The sequence below is a fragment of the Protofrankia sp. Cas4 genome, from assembly GCF_963555915.1.
Taxonomy (GTDB): Bacteria; Actinomycetota; Actinomycetes; order Frankiales; family Frankiaceae; genus Protofrankia.
This window is the reverse complement of record NZ_CAUVXL010000014.1, coordinates 1-20,418: the sequence shown is the minus strand read 5'-3', so window position 1 is coordinate 20,418 and position 20,418 is coordinate 1. Positions and strand designations below refer to the sequence as shown.

Annotated in this window: 16 protein-coding genes and 1 pseudogene; 6 read left to right on the top strand and 11 right to left on the bottom strand. The window is 67.4% G+C overall.

Features of this window, described 5'->3' with window-relative positions; translation table 11 throughout:
• Complete coding sequence (locus tag U9979_RS01435; RefSeq protein ID WP_322777940.1) at positions 1-2,022, bottom strand: hypothetical protein; 2,022 nt, start codon at positions 2,020-2,022, stop codon at positions 1-3.
• Positions 2,023-2,221: 199 nt separating this feature from the next.
• Between U9979_RS01435 and U9979_RS01430 the strand changes: the two genes are divergently transcribed.
• Together U9979_RS01430 and U9979_RS01425 are read left to right on the top strand one after the other, a co-directional pair.
• The gene (locus tag U9979_RS01430) at positions 2,222-3,010 is read left to right on the top strand and encodes a GNAT family N-acetyltransferase (protein WP_322777939.1); all 789 of its coding nucleotides are present in this window, start codon (positions 2,222-2,224) and stop codon (positions 3,008-3,010) included.
• Between the two features lie 39 nt (positions 3,011-3,049).
• Positions 3,050-4,246, top strand: coding sequence for an acyl-CoA dehydrogenase family protein (locus tag U9979_RS01425; protein WP_322777938.1), 1,197 nt, complete (start codon positions 3,050-3,052; stop codon positions 4,244-4,246).
• 55 nt (positions 4,247-4,301) lie between these two features.
• On the opposite strand, the gene U9979_RS01420 is transcribed toward U9979_RS01425, so the two are convergent.
• From U9979_RS01420 to U9979_RS01410, 3 genes are all read right to left on the bottom strand, one after another.
• On the bottom strand, positions 4,302-5,966 hold the full coding sequence (locus tag U9979_RS01420) for a VWA domain-containing protein (protein ID WP_322777937.1): 1,665 nt from the start codon (positions 5,964-5,966) through the stop codon (positions 4,302-4,304).
• A 14-nt stretch (positions 5,967-5,980) separates the two neighbouring features.
• The gene (locus tag U9979_RS01415; protein WP_322777936.1) at positions 5,981-7,090 is read right to left on the bottom strand and encodes a hypothetical protein; all 1,110 of its coding nucleotides are present in this window, start codon (positions 7,088-7,090) and stop codon (positions 5,981-5,983) included.
• Positions 7,091-7,187: 97 nt separating this feature from the next.
• Entirely contained in the window at positions 7,188-8,471 is a 1,284-nt protein-coding gene (locus U9979_RS01410) for a serine/threonine-protein kinase (protein WP_322777935.1), read from the bottom strand.
• Between the two features lie 533 nt (positions 8,472-9,004).
• Here U9979_RS01410 and mqo point away from each other — a divergent pair.
• Complete coding sequence (gene mqo, locus U9979_RS01405; RefSeq protein WP_322748112.1) at positions 9,005-10,549, top strand: malate dehydrogenase (quinone); 1,545 nt, start codon at positions 9,005-9,007, stop codon at positions 10,547-10,549.
• A 918-nt stretch (positions 10,550-11,467) separates the two neighbouring features.
• Here mqo and U9979_RS01400 read toward each other — a convergent pair.
• The 6 genes from U9979_RS01400 to U9979_RS01375 all read right to left on the bottom strand — a co-directional run bounded on the left by U9979_RS01400 (position 11,468) and on the right by U9979_RS01375 (position 16,795).
• Positions 11,468-11,857, bottom strand: coding sequence for a hypothetical protein (locus tag U9979_RS01400; protein ID WP_322777934.1), 390 nt, complete (start codon positions 11,855-11,857; stop codon positions 11,468-11,470).
• A 55-nt stretch (positions 11,858-11,912) separates the two neighbouring features.
• Positions 11,913-12,569 carry a hypothetical protein gene (locus U9979_RS01395; protein ID WP_322777933.1) on the bottom strand — a complete coding sequence of 219 codons (657 nt, stop codon included), beginning with the start codon at positions 12,567-12,569 and terminating at the stop codon, positions 11,913-11,915.
• On the bottom strand, positions 12,566-13,303 hold the full coding sequence (locus U9979_RS01390) for a hypothetical protein (protein ID WP_322777932.1): 738 nt from the start codon (positions 13,301-13,303) through the stop codon (positions 12,566-12,568). The genes U9979_RS01395 and U9979_RS01390 overlap by 4 nt, the downstream gene beginning before the upstream one ends.
• 2 nt (positions 13,304-13,305) lie before the next feature.
• A complete protein-coding gene (locus tag U9979_RS01385; protein ID WP_322777931.1) occupies positions 13,306-14,727 on the bottom strand; it encodes an ATP-binding protein in 1,422 nt (473 codons plus the stop codon).
• 128 nt (positions 14,728-14,855) lie between these two features.
• Positions 14,856-15,746, bottom strand: a complete 891-nt coding sequence (locus tag U9979_RS01380) for an ABC transporter permease (protein ID WP_322777930.1) — start codon at positions 15,744-15,746, stop codon at positions 14,856-14,858.
• Positions 15,743-16,795, bottom strand: coding sequence for an ATP-binding cassette domain-containing protein (locus U9979_RS01375; protein WP_416219172.1), 1,053 nt, complete (start codon positions 16,793-16,795; stop codon positions 15,743-15,745). Before U9979_RS01375 ends, U9979_RS01380 begins: the two co-directional genes overlap by 4 nt.
• 248 nt (positions 16,796-17,043) lie before the next feature.
• On the opposite strand from U9979_RS01375, the gene U9979_RS01370 reads away from it, so the two are divergent.
• Complete coding sequence (locus U9979_RS01370) at positions 17,044-17,406, top strand: hypothetical protein (protein ID WP_322748118.1); 363 nt, start codon at positions 17,044-17,046, stop codon at positions 17,404-17,406.
• Positions 17,407-17,430: 24 nt separating this feature from the next.
• On the opposite strand, the gene U9979_RS01365 is transcribed toward U9979_RS01370, so the two are convergent.
• Positions 17,431-19,350, bottom strand: coding sequence for a serine/threonine-protein kinase (locus U9979_RS01365; RefSeq protein WP_322777929.1), 1,920 nt, complete (start codon positions 19,348-19,350; stop codon positions 17,431-17,433).
• A 364-nt stretch (positions 19,351-19,714) separates the two neighbouring features.
• Between U9979_RS01365 and U9979_RS01360 the strand changes: the two genes are divergently transcribed.
• Positions 19,715-20,011, top strand: coding sequence for a WXG100 family type VII secretion target (locus U9979_RS01360; protein ID WP_322756523.1), 297 nt, complete (start codon positions 19,715-19,717; stop codon positions 20,009-20,011).
• 45 nt (positions 20,012-20,056) lie between these two features.
• Positions 20,057-20,418, top strand: a pseudogene (locus tag U9979_RS01355) (hypothetical protein); the annotation flags it as partial.

The window sequence follows — 20,418 nt, the reverse complement described above, 5'->3', positions numbered from 1 at the left end:
TCAAGGGCCGCCGTAGCGGCAGTCGTCTTCAATACCTATGTTGTCGGACGGCCCGGAACCGCTGGAGTTGCGAGCCACCACTGTCCACGTTGGCTGGCGCTCATCACGCGGGTTTTGTTTATCACAGGTAGGGAATGCATTGAAGGTGTCACTGGTCTGAGTGGTGACATGCCTCGCGACGAGATTGCCGGAATAGTTATAATAGCTGATTACATAATCCGTCACGGTTTCGCCCTGTACGGAAACGGGTGGATCCCAATTCAGCTGTATGACTCTGGTGCCATCAGGATTTTCTAGTGACGCCATGTAATTGCTTTGGTCCAGATGAATTCCGCCGGGGGGTGGGCATTTGCCGAATGAAACGGTGGACGTGTTCTGCCCGCCGGGGCCGGTGGCGGTCGCTGTATAGGTGCGCGGGCCGCAGGTGGTGAGCGTCGCGGCGTAGCTGGTCGGCCCGGTGGACGTGACGGTCTCCCCGGCGTTAAGGGGTGTCACGGTGAGGGTGACCGTGCTGGTCAGCCCGCCGGTGGCGGCCGCGGTCACCGTTGCGGTGGTCTTTGGGCCGTTGCCCACCAGCGCTACGGACACGGCCGGCTTCCCGGGTGGGGGAGTCGGTGTCGGGGACGGCGTGGGGGTCGGTGTCGGTGTCGGTGTTGGGGAGGCTGTGGCAGTCGGTGACGGCGCTGTCGGGTCGACCGTCGGTTGGATGTCGGGACGGCTCGGGCTGGGCGATGGTCCCGTCACCGGTACCCGGGGGGTGTCCCGCTGGGGTGGGACGGCGATCGGTGGCTGGTTGCGGGGGGCCTGGCTCGGCGGTACAACCACCTGCCTGGGCAGCGCCCGGGGCGGGGTAGTGGACGCGCTCCCGGCGACGTCGGGGGTGTACTTCTCGACCTGCTGGGTGGAACCGTCCGGTCTGACCATGACCGCATGGGAGCCGCTCTGATCGTTCGCCCAGACGGTCCCGTTTCGGACGAACACGGTGAGCTCCGCTGCCCCGGACGTAACAGTGATCGGCGCTTCGAACCGGCCCGGGCCGGTCGCGTAGACCAGCAGCCGTCCCTTGCCACTGTCGGGCACGTACACCCGGCCGCCGGCCACGACCGGCGCGCCGAGCTGTCCGGACGGATCCTGGGAGCCGAGCTCGACCGTCCGTACCGTGCCCGCGGCGAGGTCCGCGAGCAGCATCGTGCTCGTTGTGTTGACGATGATCGGTAGCAGCTGGCCGTCGACGGCCGGTGCCGCCAGCAGCGAACGTCCCGAACCGGCGGGAGGAGGCAACCGCAGTTCCGGTGCTGGGTGGCCGTCGCGCACGGGTACCAGCGCCGGAGCGGTTGCGTCGACCGCGACCGGCACCCCGTCCGCGATCGTCAACGACAGTTGGTCACCTGGCCGGCCAACGGGGACGGTCACCCCCGCGATGCCCTGACGGACCGGAACCAGCTGCCCCTGTACAGGCAGCATCACCCAGAGTGTGCCGTCGGCGGTCATCCCGGCGCTGTCGATCGGGGAACCGAATGCGACCGGCGCGCCCAGCACATCCAACGTTGTCGGGTCGATCCGGCTGACCCGTCCGGCGGGCTTGTCGATGACATACGCCTGGCCCGCGCCCGCGACAACAGTCACGCCAGCCCCGAAATTCTGCTGCCCGGTTACGGCCAGCCCGGCCGGGTCGATCCGGCTGACCCGCCCGGTGTCGGTGTCGGTGACCAGCACGCTGGATCCGTCCTGCGCGACGGTGAGGTGATGTCCCTTCGTGCCGTTGATGGTCACGCTGGCGTCCGCCCGTCCGGACGGCCCGTTGATATGCGAGACGATTCCCCGGGCACCGCTGGCCAGCCATGCGCCGACATCATCCAGCCGCAGCACCGCCGAACCCGCGCTCTGCCCCAGCACGAGGACGGCTGATCCGCCGGCGAGCAGAAGAGCCAGCGACACCGCCACGGAACCGCGTGCCCGGGACGCCGCGACTCGCGATGGCAGCCGCCGGCGGGTCAACCGTTCCCCACGAGTTCGCCTCACCACAGTCCCCCCACCAGGTGTGCGCGACGTGCACTCGACGTCAGTATATGGCCACTTTCCGCCCTATCGTCACCGCGCGATCGTCACCGCACGATCGTCATCGTCCGGTCGCAACCAGGCCGGGTCGGGGACGGGACGCTCCTACACTCCGTTAAATGGATGTCCGGTTCGCAGCCTGCAGTCCAGCTCTGGCCGCGCGGTGCTGAGGCCCGCCGACGTCCTGGTCGTACCGGGTCCACCGCCGCGTGCGGCCCTCGAACTCCGCCGTGACGTGTTCGTGATCGAACAGGCCGTGCCGCCGGACCTTGAGCAGGACGGGCGGGACGACGACGCCGACCACGCGATCGTCGTCGACGACGCCGGCCGGGCACTGGCGACGGCCCGGCTGCTCGACCCGGGCCACGGGTCGGCTTCGCCTGACGACCGCCGGGGTGCCGATCCCCGTCTCGGCGAAGGTCCGGCCGAGCCGAGCGGAGTGATCGGACGGGTCGCCGTTCGCGCCGAGCTGCGCGGGCGCGGTCTCGGGCGGGCCGTCACCGTCGCGCTCGAACACCGCGCATCAGAACGAGGCCTGCCCGCGGTGGAGCTGCATGCCCAGGTGACGGCCGAAGGTTTCTACGCCGCAGGCGGCTACCTGCCCATCGGTGGACGCTTCATGGAGGCCGGGATCGAACATGTGGCGATGCGCAAGGAGCTCCTCGGCCTGCGGCGGGTGCGTGATGCTGACGGCTCGGCGTTGGAGCGACTCGTCGGTACCCGCATCGATTTCGTTATCGGGCTCGGTTTCGACCATGCGATCGCCCTCGATGTGTCGGCCTTCGTCGCTTTGCATGATCATAAAGATGCCGACGTGATGGAACTGATGTCACTGTACGTCGCAGCGGTCGCCCGCCGTCGGGGATGGGGCACACGGCTGGTGTGGCGGGCTGAACGCGAGGCCCGGTCCCGGTCGGTTTGGACGAAATCCGCAGGCCGGACCGGACTGTGATAACCCAGACTTGACGGCCAACAGGACGAGGAGACACCCGTGACCTTGGATGGCGAGGCGGAGCAGGTTCGCCAGCTCACCCGGCAGGTGCTTGCCGATCACGCCGGCAGCGACGAGCAGGCGTTCCTCGCCGCGCTGTTCGACGCGGGCCTCGCATGGGTGGCCCACGCACCCGGCGACGGTGGTCTCGGCCTGCGACCCAAACTCCAGGAAGTGATCGACGCGGAGCTGGACACGGCCGGACGGCGGCCGGACTGGCTGCGCAACCCGATCGGTATCGGCATGTGCGCGCCGGTCATCGCCACGTTCGGCCGGCCCGACCAGCGCCGGCACCTACGTCCGATCTGGACGGCGCAGGAGATCTGGTGCCAGCTGTTCAGCGAGCCCGGCGCCGGCAGCGACGTGGCCGCACTGGCCACCCGGGCCGAGCCCGACGGTGAGCACTGGATCGTCAACGGTCAGAAGGTGTGGACGTCGCTGGCGCACCGCGCCCGCCACGGGCTGCTGCTGGCCCGCACCGACCCTGACGTTCCCAAGCACGTCGGGATCACCGCCTTCCTGCTCGACCTGGCAAGCCCGGGTGTCGAGGTCCGCCCGCTACGCCAGATGGACGGCAACGCCCACTTCAACGAGGTGTACCTCACCGACGTGCGGGTGCCGGACGCCAACCGGCTCGGCGAGGTCGGCGCCGGCTGGAAGGTTGCGGTGGCCACTCTGCTCAATGAGCGGGTCTCCATCGGCGGCATCGTGCCGCCCCGCGGATCGGGTCCGCTGGCCTACGCGATGGCGGCCTGGGAACGGGCCACGGCGACCAACGCCGGCACCAATGCGCACACCAACACCGCTGCCGTGCGCCGTGACCGGCTGGCGCGGTTGTGGGTCGAGGCCGAGGTGCTACGGCTGGGCAACCTGCGGGCGCAGTACCTGCGCGAGCGGGGTACACCCGGATCGCAGGGCTCGGTGCTCAAGCTGGGCAGCGCCTTGTTCTCGCAGCGGGTGAGCGACTTCGCCGTGGAGCTCCTCGGCCCTGAGGGCATGCTCTACCCGGGCTACGAGGACCCGGCCGAGACCTCGAATCGGGAGGACCCGCGGGTGAGGTTCCTGGGATACCAGTCCGCGACGATCGCCGGCGGGACATCGGAGATCATGCGCAATATCCTTGCGGAGCGCGTCCTGGGGCTGCCCGCGGAGCCGCGTGCGGATCGCGACGTGGCGTGGCGCAGTCTTCCCCGGTGATCTGCCGGACCGGCCGTTGCATCGTCTGATAAGAGGCTGGTGCGGCTGGTCTGATCTATTGATAACCGCGGATCTGACAGAATGCGTGCGCCAGCTCGCCGTTTCTCCCGTCCCACAGCTGACCTCTGGTGGCTGTGGCGATTGCCTGCATCTGCGACTCCGCGGCCTCGCCGAACAGGATCGGAAATACCGGGACCGGCACCGGAACCGGCGTGGCGCCGGACCGGGAGGCGACAAAGGCCTGGAAGTCGGCCAGCGAGCGGCCACTGTTGCTCTCACCGTCGGTCATGAGCACGATACTGCTGAAGCGGTCCTGGTCGGTTGCGCTGTCGAGCACCTTGTACGCGCTGACAAGGCTGTCGTACACCGCGGTGTCACCGCCGGCACGCAGACCGGTGATGGCCGTCCGGACGGCGTCGCGGGACGGCTGTGGGTTCTGCTCGTCGATGGTGAAGGCCAGCGGTTTGCCCGGGGTCTGGTTGAACGGCAGCAGGATGACGTCCTCGCGGCTGCGGAAGCGGCAGTACTGGCCGGACAGGGAGGTATCCGTGCCGGTCAGGCCGCTGAGCGCCTGCTCCAGGGCGTTCAGTCGTGCACCGGCCATCGACCCGGAGACATCGAGGACGTAGACCGTGCGTGAGGGGCGCCGGATGCGGTCGAAGTAGGCGGTGAGCAGCGCGTCGATGGCGGATCTGGTGCCCGGGAAGGGGAGCTCGACGAGCCCGTCGGGTAGTCCCGGTGGGAGTGCGATGCCCGGCAGCGCGGCCCGCCGCGCGGTCCGCTCCACGATCGCTCGCTGCACATCGGGCATGCGCAGGTAGTCGGCCAGCCGCTGGTGCGCCGTGCGGGCGGCGTCGCCGACGCCGGCGAGGAGGGTGAGGGGGTAGTCCGCGCTGACCACGCCGTCTGTGGGATACACGAGCACGAGCGGCTCGGGCAGCTTCCGCGTCCGGTTCACGGCTATTAGGGACGCTTCGTAGTTGATCAGCCCGTCTAGTGCCGGGCCGGGGTCGGCGCCGAGGTTCCTGCGCAGGAACGCGTCGGTGAGCCAGCCCGACGAGCCCGCGGTCAGCCGCTGGGCCGCGAAGAATCCGGTGAGTGACGCCGAGACCCGTTCGATCGCGGCGGCGTCGAGGACCCGGCCGCTGCCCTCCAGCGCGGACGCGACGGCGACGAGCGCGGAGAAGCCGGTGTTCGACGCGGCCGGATCGGTCATGGCGAAGGTGAACTCACCGCGTTTCGCGGCGTCGGCGATGTCCGACCAGGTCACCGGAGTCCTGTCCCAGCCCAGGCGCCGTGCCACCGGTTCGCGCAGCCCGAGTACCACCGGAGAGCCCATGATCCGCGGCGAGCTCGCGAGCCGTTGCCTGGCCGCCGGGATGGTCTCCAGGTAGCGGGTGGAGGAGAACCACACCGCGTCGTAGACGCCGTCGGCCCGACCCTCGGCAACGGTCTGCGCCCCGTCCAGAGTGCCGGTGAAGGTCATCTTCACCGTGACGCCGGTGGCTTTGGCGGCTTCGTCGAGAATCGGTTGCATGTCCGCCAGCTCGCTGCCGGCGAGTACCCGAAGGGTCGTGGGCGGGCCCGGCGTGACCCGCACTGTGGACGGCGTGCTCGACGACGTGCCGCTTGGGCCGACCGGCGGGTTACCCGAGGTGCATGCGGCCGCGGCGAACACGGCGGTGACAGCCACAGCCACGGCGACTGCGACGCGCCTCAACGGATGGACACTCATCAGGCACACGGCCGGGCGTTTGCCTCAGTCGACTTGAGGGAATCGATCATGCTTTCCAGCACTTCGAAGGATGGCGACCCGACGATGTCGACGGGCGCCCGGCGGCTGCTGATCGGCTGGCTGGTGGCCCTCGCGGGGCGGAAGCCGTGCTCCGCGGCGAGGCGTGCGAGCTCCGGGTCGTCCCGCAGCGCCTGCCCGACCCGGTGGCCGGGATCGTCCAACGGGATCAGCGTGTGCTCGGAGTAGACAGTAGGCCTGGGATACAGCAGCACCATGTCGGGCGTGAGGGTGGGCTTCTGCCCCGGAGCCTCCGCCACGAACTGGGCCTCGTAGATCAGCGCCATCGGGATCCGTCCCATGCCGTCGACGAGGTAGCGGTCGAACAGCACCTGGCTGGTGTCCGGCTTCTCCCCTTGATCGATAACCAGCCGGCACAGATCGGGCAGCACCTTCTGCACATCCGCTGCCGTGGTCACCACGAGACCGCCGTTGGCCACCAGCGAGGCAATCGACAAAAACATGATCGCGGAATTGGAATCCTGCGGATCGGTCGTCATGAGTCGTACTGCCTTGTGCCAGCTGGTTCTGGGGTTGTCGTTGCCCGGCAACTGGTCCCACAGAGTGCCCTTGCGGGCGACGTCGAGCAGCGCCTTGACGTCCACGACCATGCCGCCGTCTGACGCGGGCTGGACGATGGCGGCCTTGGTGAGCACGTCGACGACGTCTTTGAACGTGGCCACGGCCATCGGCGAGGAGAACGGTTTGAAGCTGTCGGTGATGGCCAGCTCGTTCATGATCTTTTTTGCGGTCGCGGTACTGCCCGGAAACGCGAAGCCGTAGCCGTCACGGTTGGGGCGTTCGAGCGCGGTGAGCATTTCGCGTGACCCGCTCGCGTCGACGGTGACGCTCAGCCCGGCGCAGACGAACCGCGCGCTCACCCGCTGGTCCTTGAAGAATGCCTCCTTCTCCGATCCGATGACGCCGCGCACAGCGGTCAGCGGCCCCGCGTCACACTGCGCCGACGACGGCCCGGGGGTCTTGGCGATCACGACGGTGACCACGACGATGAGCGCGACGCTGGCGACAAGGAGGACAAGTCTGATGATCAAGCTGCTTCGCTGTGAGCCGCGGAAATACATTCCCTGCGGTGTCCGCATGGCCAGGTCCCCCAACCGTCCTGCCGTTGACCGCTATTCCGGCGAAACTTTACAGCCGCGACAGCGGGGACCCTCCGGGGCCGGCGTCGCGCGTGGGATTCGACGGCTGCGCCCCTGTCTGCTCATCGGGCTCCGGGCGGGCGGCCCAGCCTTTTACAGCGATCGCAAGGAATATTCCCGCGGCGGCCAGAGCCGGCAAGACCCATGCCAGCGTCGGGCTGTCGACCCGGCCGACCAGGAAGAGGACGACCGCGACCAGAGACCCGGCGCCGCCGCCCACGATGACCGGCACCAGCACCCCTGGCCGGCCGCTTGTCCCGCCGCTTGTCCGGCCGCTTGTCCCGCCAATCGCCGGCGGGACAGACCCGGGTACTGCCGGTGAGTCACGCGGCAGCGGCGGCCACGGCGGCATGGGCGCCGGCTGGGTGACCGTGTCCTGCGCCGACGCATCCCCAGCCGCATCCCCAGCCGGCACCCCGGGCATGGTCCCGGCCGGCTCCTCAAGCGCCGCGCGGGCCGCAGCTGCGAGATCCCCGGCTGACTGGTAGCGATCATCAGGGTTTTTCGCGAGGCCCTTGGCTACCACGGCGCGCAGTCCGGCCGGCAGTTGATCCGAGAGTGGATCCGGGGCATGGAGAACATGTGCGACGAGCACCATGGCCACGTCATTTCCCACGAACGGTCTGCGCCCGGCCAGGCACTCGTACAGCACGACAGCCAGTGAGTACACATCGGCTCGATGGTCGACGGTGCCACTGGCGAGCCGTTCCGGTGCCACGAGCCGTTCCGGCGCCACGTAGTGCGGCGTCCCGACAAGTTGCCCTATGCGGGTCACCGGTGGCGCGCCGCTGGTGTCGATCGGCTGCGCAATGCCCCAGTCGAACAGCCAGGCGTGATCGGTATTCGGTCGCGCGCCGGGTTTCAGGAGAATATTGGACGGTTTCACGTCGCGGTGGCGCAGTCCCTTGCGGTGCGCGGCGTCCAGCGCCGCGGCGACCTGCTCAACGATGGCCACCGCCCGTTCCCGTGGAAGCGGGCCGTTCCTGATCACGGTGGCCAGGTCGGTGCCGTCGACGAGGGGCATCGCGATGTACGGTATGTCGGCGGTCGAGTACTCGAAAACCGGCAGCACGTGCGGATGATCTATTTGTGCGGCCAGCTGACACTCCCGGCGGAATCGCTCCGCGAGCTCCGGATCACTCAATGCCCGGGTCGACAGCAGCTTCAGCGCGACTTTCCTGTTGTGCCGAGGGTCGAACGCTACATACACCTCGCCCATGCCGCCACTGCCGAGACGTTCGATGAGCTCGTATGGGCCGACATGCTTGGACACCGATCACCCCTGGCTGGGCGAGTCACCCCTGGCTGGGCGAGGCGGTCATGACGCCAGAGATGATACGGCCACAGACCCTGCGCAGGCTGCGGTGGTGTGGATGGACCGGGTGCCCATCGCGGGCCCACCCCGGAGGTGGACCGGCCGCGGTCGGGTGACCGGCGCCAGGAGCCGCGTCGACGGTCACCGTTCGCCCTCCCCGGAAAGGCCTTCCGACCTATTTACCGGTCGCCGTTTCACCTCGGCTTGAATCCTTCGTGAAAGCGCCATGTTAGGGACGTGTAACAATTCTGTCTCGTAATATCCTGGATGACCGGACGGCGATTCCTCCGCACGTCCGTCAGCCCAGCTCATCGGGCATCCAGGCCTTCACAACACCGGTCGGTGTCCATACCAGACGGTGTGCCCGGGGTTGGCAGGGTCATTCAGCCGCGTGATTCAGACCTCATAGATTCAATTTTCGCTGCGTATAGCCGGGCCGTGCGCTGAACTTGTGCTAGGCACGAGAATCGCGAAAGAAGGCCGAGGGCCACATGAATCCGCAGTCGTTCACCACGTATAACGCCAGTCAGACCGCTGACGTTGTCCTCATAGGCGCTGGAGTCATGAGCGCCACACTTGGTACCCTGCTGCACAGACTCCAGCCGGACTGGTCGATTGATGTGTACGAAAGACTGCCCGGGGTGGCCGAGGAGAGTTCGGATCCATGGAACAACGCGGGTACCGGTCACGCAGCACTGTGCGAGCTGAACTACACCAGCGAACTTCCGGACGGCACCATCGACGTGCGGAAGGCCATCAATATCAATGAGCAGTTTCAGGTTAGCCGCCAGCTCTGGTCGCATCTCGTGGAAGACGGGACGATCGGCGATCCGGAAACATTCATCAACTCGATGCCGCACATGACATTCGTCCAGGGGGCGGCGGACGTCGACTTTCTCCGGCGGCGATACGAGGCGTTGCGGGCCGAGCCGCTCTTCGCCGCCATGGAATTCAGCGATGATCCGGCGGTGATTCAGCGTTGGGCGCCATTGCTGATCGAACAGCGCAAACCCGGTGAGCCGATCGCCGCGACCCGCGACATATCCGGAACCGATGTGGATTTCGGTTCCCTGAGCCGGCAGCTGTTCAGGTCACTGGAGTCGTCCGGGGTGCGGATCCATCTCAACCAGGAGATCAAAAGTCTTGCCCAGGCACCTGACGGCACCTGGCGGTTGCGGGTCCACCACCGGACGAGCGGGAAGACGAAGGACGTCACCGCGCGGTTCGTCTTCGTCGGGGCGGGCGGTTGGGCGCTGAAGGTCCTGCAGAAATCAGGTATACCCGAGGCGTGCGGATTCGCCCTTTTGCCCATCAGCGGACAGTTCCTCCGCACCGACAATCCGGCGCTCGTCGCCCGGCACCAGGCGAAGGTATATGGAAAGGCGCCGATCGGTGCACCACCGATGTCGATGCCGCACCTCGATACCAGAGTTGTCGACGGAAGTGCATCGATCCTGTTCGGCCCCTACGCCGGATCGAGCCCGAAGTTCCTCAAGAACGGCTCCATCTTCGATCTGCCGAAGTCCATCCGTCGGCACAATATCATTCCGCTGATCGCCATGGCCAGGGACAACATCGCCCTGGTCGCGCTGTTGCTGAACGCGCTGACGGCGACCCGGAAGAAGAAGATCGACGAACTCCGGAAGTTCGTCCCCGGTGGCACCGCCAGGGACTGGCGAATAATCACCGCCGGCCAGCGTGCGCAGATCGTCAAGAAGGACTCAAAAAAGGGCGGTGTCCTCCAGTTCGGAACTGAAGTCGTCGCTTCCGGGGACGGGACCATCGCCGGCGTCCTCGGTGCTTCTCCCGGTGCATCCACCGCAGTGCCGATCATGCTTGATCTGCTCCAGCGATGCTTCCCCGACCGCTACGATAAATGGCAGCCGGCGTTGGGCGAGTTGATCCCCACTTTTGGTCGGAGACTCTCCGACAATCCGGAACTCGCGCTCCAGACCATGGCGACGACCGCGAAGACCCTGCGCCTTACGGAAATCCCCCGCCCCCTTCCAGGCCGACCCCTGGGCCAGGTGAACTAGCCCCGGCTGGCGTCGCCCGGCCGTCAGCCGTCAGCAAGATCGGCGCGAGTTTGTCCATGTGTACGCTTTTCGGGCCGAAAAGCGTACCTAACGACAAACTCGCGCCGATCATCGCCGGGATGGGTGGGGGCAACGACGCCATCTGGGTACCCCGGCGCGCTCGTCCACGTGAAAGCGGGCAAGACCACATCCCATATTGACGGACACATGAAAGCAGCACACTAGCAGTTCGCTAGAGTGCCGATCCGGTAAATTTACGAGATCTGCGGCGGCCCGGCGGCCCCGCGGCACGATGACTACCGGTGCGCTGGGCGTACCTGTCAGGTCCTGTACCTGTCAGGTCGCCTACCGGTCGGAAAGCCGACTCGTGTTTTGTCGCCGCGGTGTTTTATCGTCTCTGTGGGGACCATCGGGCATGGTGGTCCAGACCATGCCACGGGGGCGGATCATGCGTCGATCGATCAGTGATCGTTTGTTTATTCATTGGCCGTTCAGCCATCGGTCGTTCAGCCATCGGTCGTTCGGCGTTGGGAAGGCCGTAGGGTCGGCGCTCGCGCTGACGCTGCTCCTTGTCGGCTGCGAATGGGCGGGCACATACCAGCCGCCGCTTCTCCCGTTCGAGCTCACGCTTGCCAGTGATGGGTCCATCACCTGGAGTGTTAAATCGGAGGTTGTGACTCCGCTGGGAACCTTCGGTGTCCAGACGTACGGGTCGAAGAAGATTCAGGCCCCGCCGGACGGCACCCTGCTCGTCGTCCGACACCCGATCCGTGGCGTTGCCATGGACAGCGTGTTCGGCATCCACGTTCCGGACAAGCTCCGCTTCCTGACCGATGGTGACTCTGCCATCACGACCAACCGGAACGTGGTCACGTTGAACCTCCGGAGCAACGTGCACGGCGTCCGGATCCAGAACGTTCAGCAGGTGAAGGCCGCGCCGCAGTACGCGACCCAGCAGGTGAAGGTGCTGCCGCCCGCGCCGAAGGCCGCTGCGCCCTCGGTATCGCCGACCGGCCCCGGTTCGCCTTCGGCGTCACCGACTGTCGCCGCATGCCAGCCAGCGCCCACACCCGCACCGAACGCGCCATCGCCGGCACCCTGCGCAGTGTCGACGATCGTGCTGTCCGTGGGTCCGACCGGGTCTGCCGCGGCGACGCCATCCCGGGCATCGTCGACAACATCGGCCGCAACGCCGTCCAAGGCTCCGGCCCCGACGCCGTCGAAGGCGTTGAGCCCGACGTCGGCTGGGACTACGCCGAAGCCCCCGGTCCAGGCACCGACCCTGACGGTTCCGACGGGCCACGCCACAGCCCCGCTGTCATGAGCCCGCCGCTTGCTCCCACGGCCCGCGGCGCGGCGACCGTCAGGCGGCCTTCGGCGGGTGCGGCGGCGTGGCGGCCGCGAGCAGGGTGGTTGATGTCCGTGGCCACGGGTGCGGTGCGGGTCGCAGCCGCCGCCAGTCATACGGTGGGTGGCCCAGTTTCGGGTGCCGCCGGTCGTAGAGGTGGGCGCCGAGCCAGGCCAGGACGCACACCCCGATGAGGGCTTTCGCGGCGGCGGCGGTGCCGGTGTGCGTGGCGGCGGTCAGGCCGGCCATGGATGCCGCAATGCCGAGGTACCCCAGTACCGGATAGATCAGAAGCTGATGCCACACCTTGGTGGGGGCGACGGCCTGCGCGGGCAGGAAATAGCCGCTGCGGACCTCGTCCCACCACTGCCACAGACCGAATACCAGCCAGGTGACGACGACGCCGACAGCCCCGGCACCGCTGGTCAGGCTCGCCACCGCGGTCGGTGCGGTGCCGTGGGAGACACCGGTACCGGTACCGGTGGCCACAGCGAGCAGCGGGTCACCGTAGATGAACGCGACGAACTGCTCCCGTGGTCGTAACCAGCGCTGTTCGAGGGTCCGCGCGAGCAGTATCGGGATTCCCGGGCTGATCGCGAACGCGGTGACGGCGGCGGCGAGCGGCCCGTGGGACAGCGGTACCCCGAGCCACGGTAGCCAGCCGGCGCTCACCTGGGCCCCGCCGTGCCGGTGATGAGCCGGTCGACGGTGGGATCGGTGAAGAAGTCGGCGTTGAGTCGGGCGAATGCCGACACTTCAAGCAGGTTCGTGTTGCGTTCGTCGGGCGCTGCGGCCGGCGGATTGCGTCGGTGCAGGAGCTCGGACTCGATGTGGGCGACTACAGGCCGGCGATCGGCCGTGAACTGGGAGACGACCCGTTTCGAGACGTTCGCGGATCGTGCTACCTGCGGTTCGCGGAAGTGGTTCAGCATGGCCCGCCAGATGATCAGGTCGGTTGGACGGCGGATGAGCTGGTCCAGCAGGGGTGCGGCGCGTTTGTACGGGCGGGCCGCGGTGTCGTCGGCGCGGTGCCCGGCCTGCGCGGCCTCAACGGCCCGCCGCAGCGGCCCGCGCCCGGCGCTTTTGGGTACGATCGTCCACGTCTCCGGGAAGAACCTGAACACGGCCAGGAGGAACAGCATCCTGTTGTCCTCGTCGACCGAGTGCACGACGCTGGCAATGCCGTGTGTGGACAGGACGTCGAAGGCAGCCAGGCCGCTCTCGCGCGTTTCCTTGCCGTAGTGCAGGTCGACCAGCGCGAGTTGAAAGTCGCCGTCCCGGTCGAGTAATGCGGCCAGTTCCGTGGGATTACGGACGCCGACCACCTCGACATCGCGGTCCGCCTCCAGCGCGCGGGCGACCTCGGTCTCCGCCATCAGAAGGTCGTCGACAACAAGAACACGCATGGTCATATCCTTTCCAGAGCCCGGCTGGATGGCAGTCCCGAACGCGGCTGCGGCGAACGCCAGCGCACGTTCACCGTGGCTCCCGATCCCGATCCCGATCCCGTATCCGTATCCGTATCCGCACCTTCGCCCGCATGTGCGCTCGCAGTCGTACCGTTGAAGAACGCGATGCGTCCGCCGTAGCGGTGGATCTCCCACTGCAGGACCCGCAGGCTGCCAGTCGGATCAGCCAATGCGTCGGCCGGCATGCCCGGACCGTTGTCACGGACCTGGACCTCGACCCAGGGAAAGTCACCGTCCGGGATCGTGGTCACGAACACTTCGACCTGCTGCGCACCGGCTTTGAAGGCGTTGGTCACCAGATCGGCGATGACCCGGCGGGCCAACTGGTAGTCGGTTCCGGACAGCACCAGGTCAGCGCTGCCGTCGGCAAGCCGGCAACGTCCCCGCATGCCGTCCGGCAGAACGCGCACCAGGGCGTTCCACAGCGTGGCGAACAGGCGTGGGTCTGGTCCCTCTGGCCCCCGGAGCAGTTCCAGGCGTGCCTCCTCGACCACCACCAGCAGGTCCCGGACGAGCGCGCGGACCTCGGCATGGTTCGGCGCTGGCGCCTCGACGGTGTTGGCGACGATCCGGACGGCGTTCTTGATGAGGCTGTGCAGGTCCTGCGCGACGCCTTTGCGGACCGCATCCTCCGCATCGTGGACAGTCTCCGCGGTGGCGGCGAGTATCTGGTCGAAACACACCCAGACGATCTGCAGAAGCAGCGGGCTCAGCCCGAGCGACACGCGCAGCACGACCGGGACCGCGGTCAGCTCCGCCGTCCACGGCACGGCGATGATCAGAAGAAGGACACTGCTGAGGCCGACCGGTATCAGGCGCCGGAGCACCACGAGGAACGGCTGTGGCGGGCCCGTGCTGCGGTCCGGGCCGACGATCACCGGGACGGCCGGTGCGTACCAGCCCGCGTCCAGCACAACGTTGAGGAACACCATCCAGGTGCAGCTGACGCAGGCGAGCAGAGCCACTGATCGAATGGCCGGCGACAGCCCCGGTACGGCCCACGGGCCGGCGAACAGCAGCCCGGTGCTGAGGGCGCCGAATGCCTCCAGCAGGCCAGGGAGGTCAACCTCGGCATGCCCCCGGGCCTGGAACAGGTGGTCGGCGAGCCAGCGCAGACCCGGTATCCGTTCCAACCGCGCCACCAGACGAGGGCGGGCGTGGATGAACGCCATCGGACAGCCCACCGTGATGAGCACCAGCTGACCGGCTCCCCGCGGGAGCTGGGTTGCGGGTAATCGCGCGGCCGCGACCCACAACAGTGCGACGCAGCCGAGTTTGAGCCATGACGTCGTCCGGTGTTGCGCATCGTCCAGCGCCCGGACAGCGGTCGCCCAGACCACGTCCGAACGGTCGGTGCGCACGGCAGTCTCCCTGTCGTCAGGACCAGTGGTTCGTATGATTCTGCAAGATCACCGTCTGATGCCAGGGAAAACTTCGCGCGTTCCCGACGGGGCCCGCGCACAGTCGGTGCTCAGTGCCCAGCTGGTGTTCAGCGCGACATGGCCTGGTAACGACGGATGCTGAGTGACGCGAAGATCACGATGAGGACCGTGACCCAGATCAAGGTGGCCAGGACCGGGTGCTTCGTGGGGAAGCCGCTGCTGCCGAAGGGATTCGGGTTACCGAACAGAACCCGCATCGCGGCGGTCAGGGAGCTCACCGGATTCCATTCTGCCACCGGCTGTAGGAAGCCGGGCAGCGTCTGGATGGGGACGAAGGCGTTGGACAGGAACGTGATGGGGAAGATCGCGGTGAACGCCACCTGCTGGGCGACCTCGACGGTCGGCACCAGAAGGCCGAGCCAGACACCGATCCAGGCCATCGCGTAGGCGAACAGCAGCCCGAGGGCCACCGCCGCGAGAAAGCGGACCGGTCCGTTGCGGACCCGCCAACCGACGACAAGGCCGGAGAGCATGAGTACCGCGAGTATCACGGCGTTGTAGACGACGTCGGAGACCGTGCGCCCGGTCAGGAAGGCCGAGCGGGCCATCGGCAGCGAGCGGAAGCGGTCGATCAGGCCTTTGGCGAGGTCGTCGGTGATGCCGATGGCGGTGGTCGCCGTCGCGAAGGTAAGCGTCTCCGCGATGATCCCTGCCATGACGTATTCGCGGTAGGAGCCGCCTCCCGGCAGCGGGATCGCCCCGCCGAACACGTAGGAGAAGAGCAGTACGAACATCACTGACTGCAGGATCGCGACGATCGCCAACTCGGGGATACGGGGGATCCGCTTCAGATTGCGCCAGGCGACGACCAGCGAGTCGGCTACGACCGATGCGCTGGCGGCGGGCGCGCGCAGTCTCCAGCGAGATCTCCGGGACTGCGCAGCTGGATGATCGTGTATCCGTCGGCCCGGGTACGCGGGGTCCATGGGGCTTGTCACGAGGCTCTTCCCACACGTGCGTCAACCGTCTTATCGCCATCGCCATCGCCCTCGGCGGACTTCTGCCGCGCGGCGTGGCCGGTGAGCCGGAGAAACACGTCGTCCAGAGTCGGGCGGCGTAGCCCGAAGTCGTCCAGCACGATTCCAGCCTCGTCAAGGGCCCGGATGAGGGTGGTGAGCTTGCGCATACCACCGTCGGCGGGCGCGGTCAGGCGTTTCGCCCGCTCGTCAACGATGGTGCCAGCAGTGCCAGCAGTGCCAGCAGTGCCAGCAGTATCGGCGGTGCAGTGGCGGGAGATGACATTCCGGGCCCGGTCGAGGTCCGCCGGGTCGTTGACGACGATCTCGACCCGTTCGCCGCCGACCTGCGACTTGAGCTCGGCGGCCGTGCCACGGGCGATGATCTTACCGTTGTCGACGACGGCGATGACGTCTGCGAGCGCGTCGGCTTCCTCCAGATACTGCGTCGTCAGCAGCAACGTCGATCCTTCACGGACGAGATCGCGGATGACGTTCCACATCGAAACCCGACTGCGCGGATCGAGACCGGTGGTCGGCTCGTCCAGGAAGAGCAGCTGTGGGTGGCCGATGAGAGCCGAGGCGAGGTCAAGGCGGCGGCGCATACCACCGGAGTAGGTCTTGACGATGCTGTCCGCCGCGCCGGACAGCGCGAACTGTTCGAGCAGTTCGCCGGCGCGGCTGCGCGCGGTGCGGCTCGGCAACTGGTAGAGCCTGCCGAACATCCACAGGTTCTCGGCGGCGGTGAGGTTCTCGTCGACGGCGGCATACTGCCCGGACAGGCCGATGAGCCGGCGCAGTTGCTGCGCGTCGCGCACCACGTCGTGGCCGAGTACGGTCGCCCGGCCGCTGTCGGGCCGCAACAGGGTGGCCAGTATGCGGACGGTCGTGGTCTTGCCGGCACCGTTGGGGCCGAGCAGACCGAGGACCGTGCCCCGCGCGACCTCCAGATCGAGGCCGTCGAGCGCATGTACCGGGCCGGCGCGGGTCGTGAACACCTTGGTGAGGGCTTGTGCACTGATAGCTGACACGAAGTGGCCTCCTTCCAGACGTCGGACAACCAACAGTGAGATCACAAGCCGCCCACGTCCCTGTTGCCGGGCACTGGTAGGGCGACCGGACGCTCCAAGTATCGGTCGATGCGGCGGAGGTCACCGGTCCACGCGCGTGCGGTCCGGTGCTCAGTCAGCCTCCCGCCAGGCTGTTCCGCCCAGGCGGGCTATGCTGCCGACCGGACTCGGAGGGACGAATGCGGGCACGGTGGGCAGCGGCGGCACTGGTGATCGTCGCGTTGACGGCAGGGTGTGGCGGGGGAGCGGCGGACCCTGAGGAGACGCCACCGCCGAACACGCCTGGCTACCGGCTCGCCTTGCTCGACGGCGAGGCGGATCCCAGCTTGGCGACCATCCAGCGGTACGACAGCGCCATCCAGACGGTGGCGAGCGGATGCAAGGGCAGCGCTGTCGAGGTGGCCAGGCTCGCACAGGAGTCACGGGACGCGTTGACCAACGGAAAGGTCTTCGAGGACATCATCATCATCCTCAGAGACGTCGCGGGCTACACCGCGGACGCCGCGGATTGCAAGGCCGCGTTCACAAGCTATGTCGTTGTCCAGCTCAAAGGCGAAGACGATCCGAACTGAACGACGATCCCAACTGGCCGGCGATCAATAATAGGATTGACAGGACGGCACGCCGGGGATGGGTTCGTTCTGCCCACCCTGGGATACCGCGGTCGCCGGCAGATACCCCCAGGCACCGGTGTAGCCATGGGTGTTGGAGTTCCCGGAGTCGCCCTGGGTGTAGAGCCACCAGGTGTTGGTGTTTCCCTGGATGACAGGGTTCGACCGGCCCTGGTACTGGCATAGCACCCATACCTTTGCGGATCCGTCCATGTATCCGCTGTCATCAAGGTCTTCCGAAGCCTGGTTGGAGCGGACGTTGGCGTAGACGGCCGAGCCCACGTAGGTACTGCAGGTGTAGATGGTCGGGAAATGTCGTCCGGCGTAGTCGTTGATCGACTCGCTGCTCGCCGGACAGCTGCCGACCGAGGCCGGCTGCGGTTGGGGGGCGGTGGAAGGGGCCGGCTGGGCAGGCTGGGCAGGCTGGGCCGGAGCGGACGAGACGCTCGGAGCGCTGCTCGCCCGAGGTTGCGGATCCGCCGGACCCGCGGCGGGCGGACCGGCGGCGGATGGACCCACAGCGGGCGGTGCCGCGGCGGCCGACACCGGCGGTGGGAGCGAATCCGGGTTCGCCGGCGCCGCGTCCGTCGATCCGCTTCCGCTTCCGGAGTTGGAGTTGGATGGCGCCGGGCTGATCGTGCCAGCGGCCGATGTCGGGTCGCCTGAGGGCGCGGGATCGGTCCCGCCGGGTGCCGGTGACGCCGTCACCGACGGGATGACGGACTGCGCCGTCCGCGTCTGGGCTGTGTCGGTACCCCCTCGTAGGACGGCAGCCAGTACCGCGATCACCACGAGTACGGCTGCCGCACCCGCGGCCGTAGCCAGCCACGCGCGTCGAAGGCGTCGGTGACCCGAGCCGGTGCCCGCGGGTACCGGCACGGGCGGTGGCATCGGTGTTCGCCGTGCCCGGGTTTTGGTGGGCGTGTCCACAGCCTCGCGGAACCCAGGCGCCAACGGCGGCGTGTCCGCAAGGCGTGGCGTGTGCGCAAGGCGCGGTGTGTCGGGGTCCAGGTCGTCTCCGGCTGGCACCGGTCGGGCCAGCGGCTCGCTTCCGAGGAGATCCCGCAAGCTGTTGAACGTCTGGACAAGGCTGACCGCGGTCGGGCGTTGTTGTGGATCGACCGCCATCATGGACTTGATCAACAGTCGGAGCGGCTCGGCGACGGCCGGGTCGAGCTCCGCGGCATCGCCGGCGAGGATGCGGCGGATGAGCGTCGCGGGTCCGTCGCCGGCCTGGGGTGCGAACGGAGCCGTGCCGGTAAGCAGGGTGTACAGGGTTGAGCCGAACGCGTAGATGTCGGCCGCCGGCGAGTAGCGCAGGCCGTCGAGCACCTCGGGCGCGCAGTGGACCGGTGTAAACGCGTCAAGGCTGACCGACTCCTCCGAGTCGGTGCGGATGCTTGCCACCCCGAAATCGCTCAGCACCGCGCAGCCATCATCGGAGACCAGGAGATTTCCTGGTTTGACGTCACGATGAGTAATTTTGGCATCATGCGCCGCAGCGACGGCGCAGGAGACGGACACCCCTACTCCGACGGCTTCCAGTACGGACAGCTGGTTGCCGCCATGTATTCGGTCCGCCAGCGATCCCCGTGGGAAGTACTGCATCGCGATGAAGGGCCGGTCATCGGCGGTGGCGCCTGCGTCGTACACGGTGATGACCTCTGGGAGGTGCGACAGGCGTCCGGATGCCTGGCACTCGCGGGTGAACCGGCGCAGTGCGTTCGCGTCCCCGAGGTTAGTGCCCAGAACCTTCACGGCGACCGTTCGCGCGAAACGTTCCTGGTGAGCGGTGTACACGGTGCTGAACCCACCGGTCGCGATCCGCTGAAAATCCCGGTAACCCTCGATGGGCGGACCCGGTGAGCCCCCGCCCGTACCCTGGCTCGCCTGATCCCGTTCCACATGATCTCCTGGTGCTATGGTCGCAGCCGCGTCCGCTGTGACGCATGCCCGGTTGAATTCCACATCATAATCGCGCGCCGCGATCCGTAAGCCGTTGGTGGTGCGCGGGATGACGCGACGCTTCGTGCGTTGTTTTGCAGTGGATCCGCGCGGCTGCCGAGCGCCCGAAAGAAACATGATCGCCTACTCTTCGGTCGCTGGACTGTCCCCTGTTGTTGCTTCCTGGTACCGTGCCGGTCAGCGCTTTTCGGCGTCCCTGGTGCTACCGGGTGGATGGCCACCGCCAGCGATTTCTGTCGGTGGCCCTGGTTCTCGTGGCCCTGGTTTTCGTGGCCGTCGGCCACCTGACGAAAGGAAAGACGCGATGGCTGACGTCCACGTCGATTACGGAGCGTTGGAGCAGACGGCATCGAGGCTCACAGCCGGTCAGCAGGAGATGGAAAACCAGCTGACTCAGCTCAAGGGTCTGATCGACAATCTGGTGACCAGCGGTTTCATCACCGATCAGGCGTCGGGGAAGTTCCAGCAGTCATATGAGCAGTGGAACACCGGTACCAGGAACGCCATCGCCGGGTTGGAGGGCATGGGCGCTTTCCTGAAGTTGGCTATTTCGAAGCATCAGGAGCTTGATGCCACGCTCAGCCAGTCGGCGGGCGGCTGAGTAGGCGTTCGGCGGACGAAGCCTGGGTGAACAGGGAGGACCGCGGTGAGCGACTGGGGTGTCCTGGAGTTGGAGGGTGATCCAACTCCGGGTGACCCGGATGCGGTGCGGGGCATGGCCGTCCGGTTGCGAGGCCAGGCCGATCTCGCTGAGAGTGGCACCGCGCGGTTGCGTGCTATCGCGGGCAGCGGTGGTGACCTGGCGATGGCCGGTGACTACGCGCCGGCGTTCACCGAGGCGTTGGTGGAGTTACCCGACGGGCTGGCCCGGTTGGCTCGTGCCTACCGGGGCTGCGGGGATGTGCTGTTCGGTTATGCGAACGGTCTGACCGAGGCGAAGGCGCGGGCGGGGGCTGCGTTGCGCGACGGCCTGGACGCTGAGGGTCGTTATCGGGTGGCGTTGGGTGA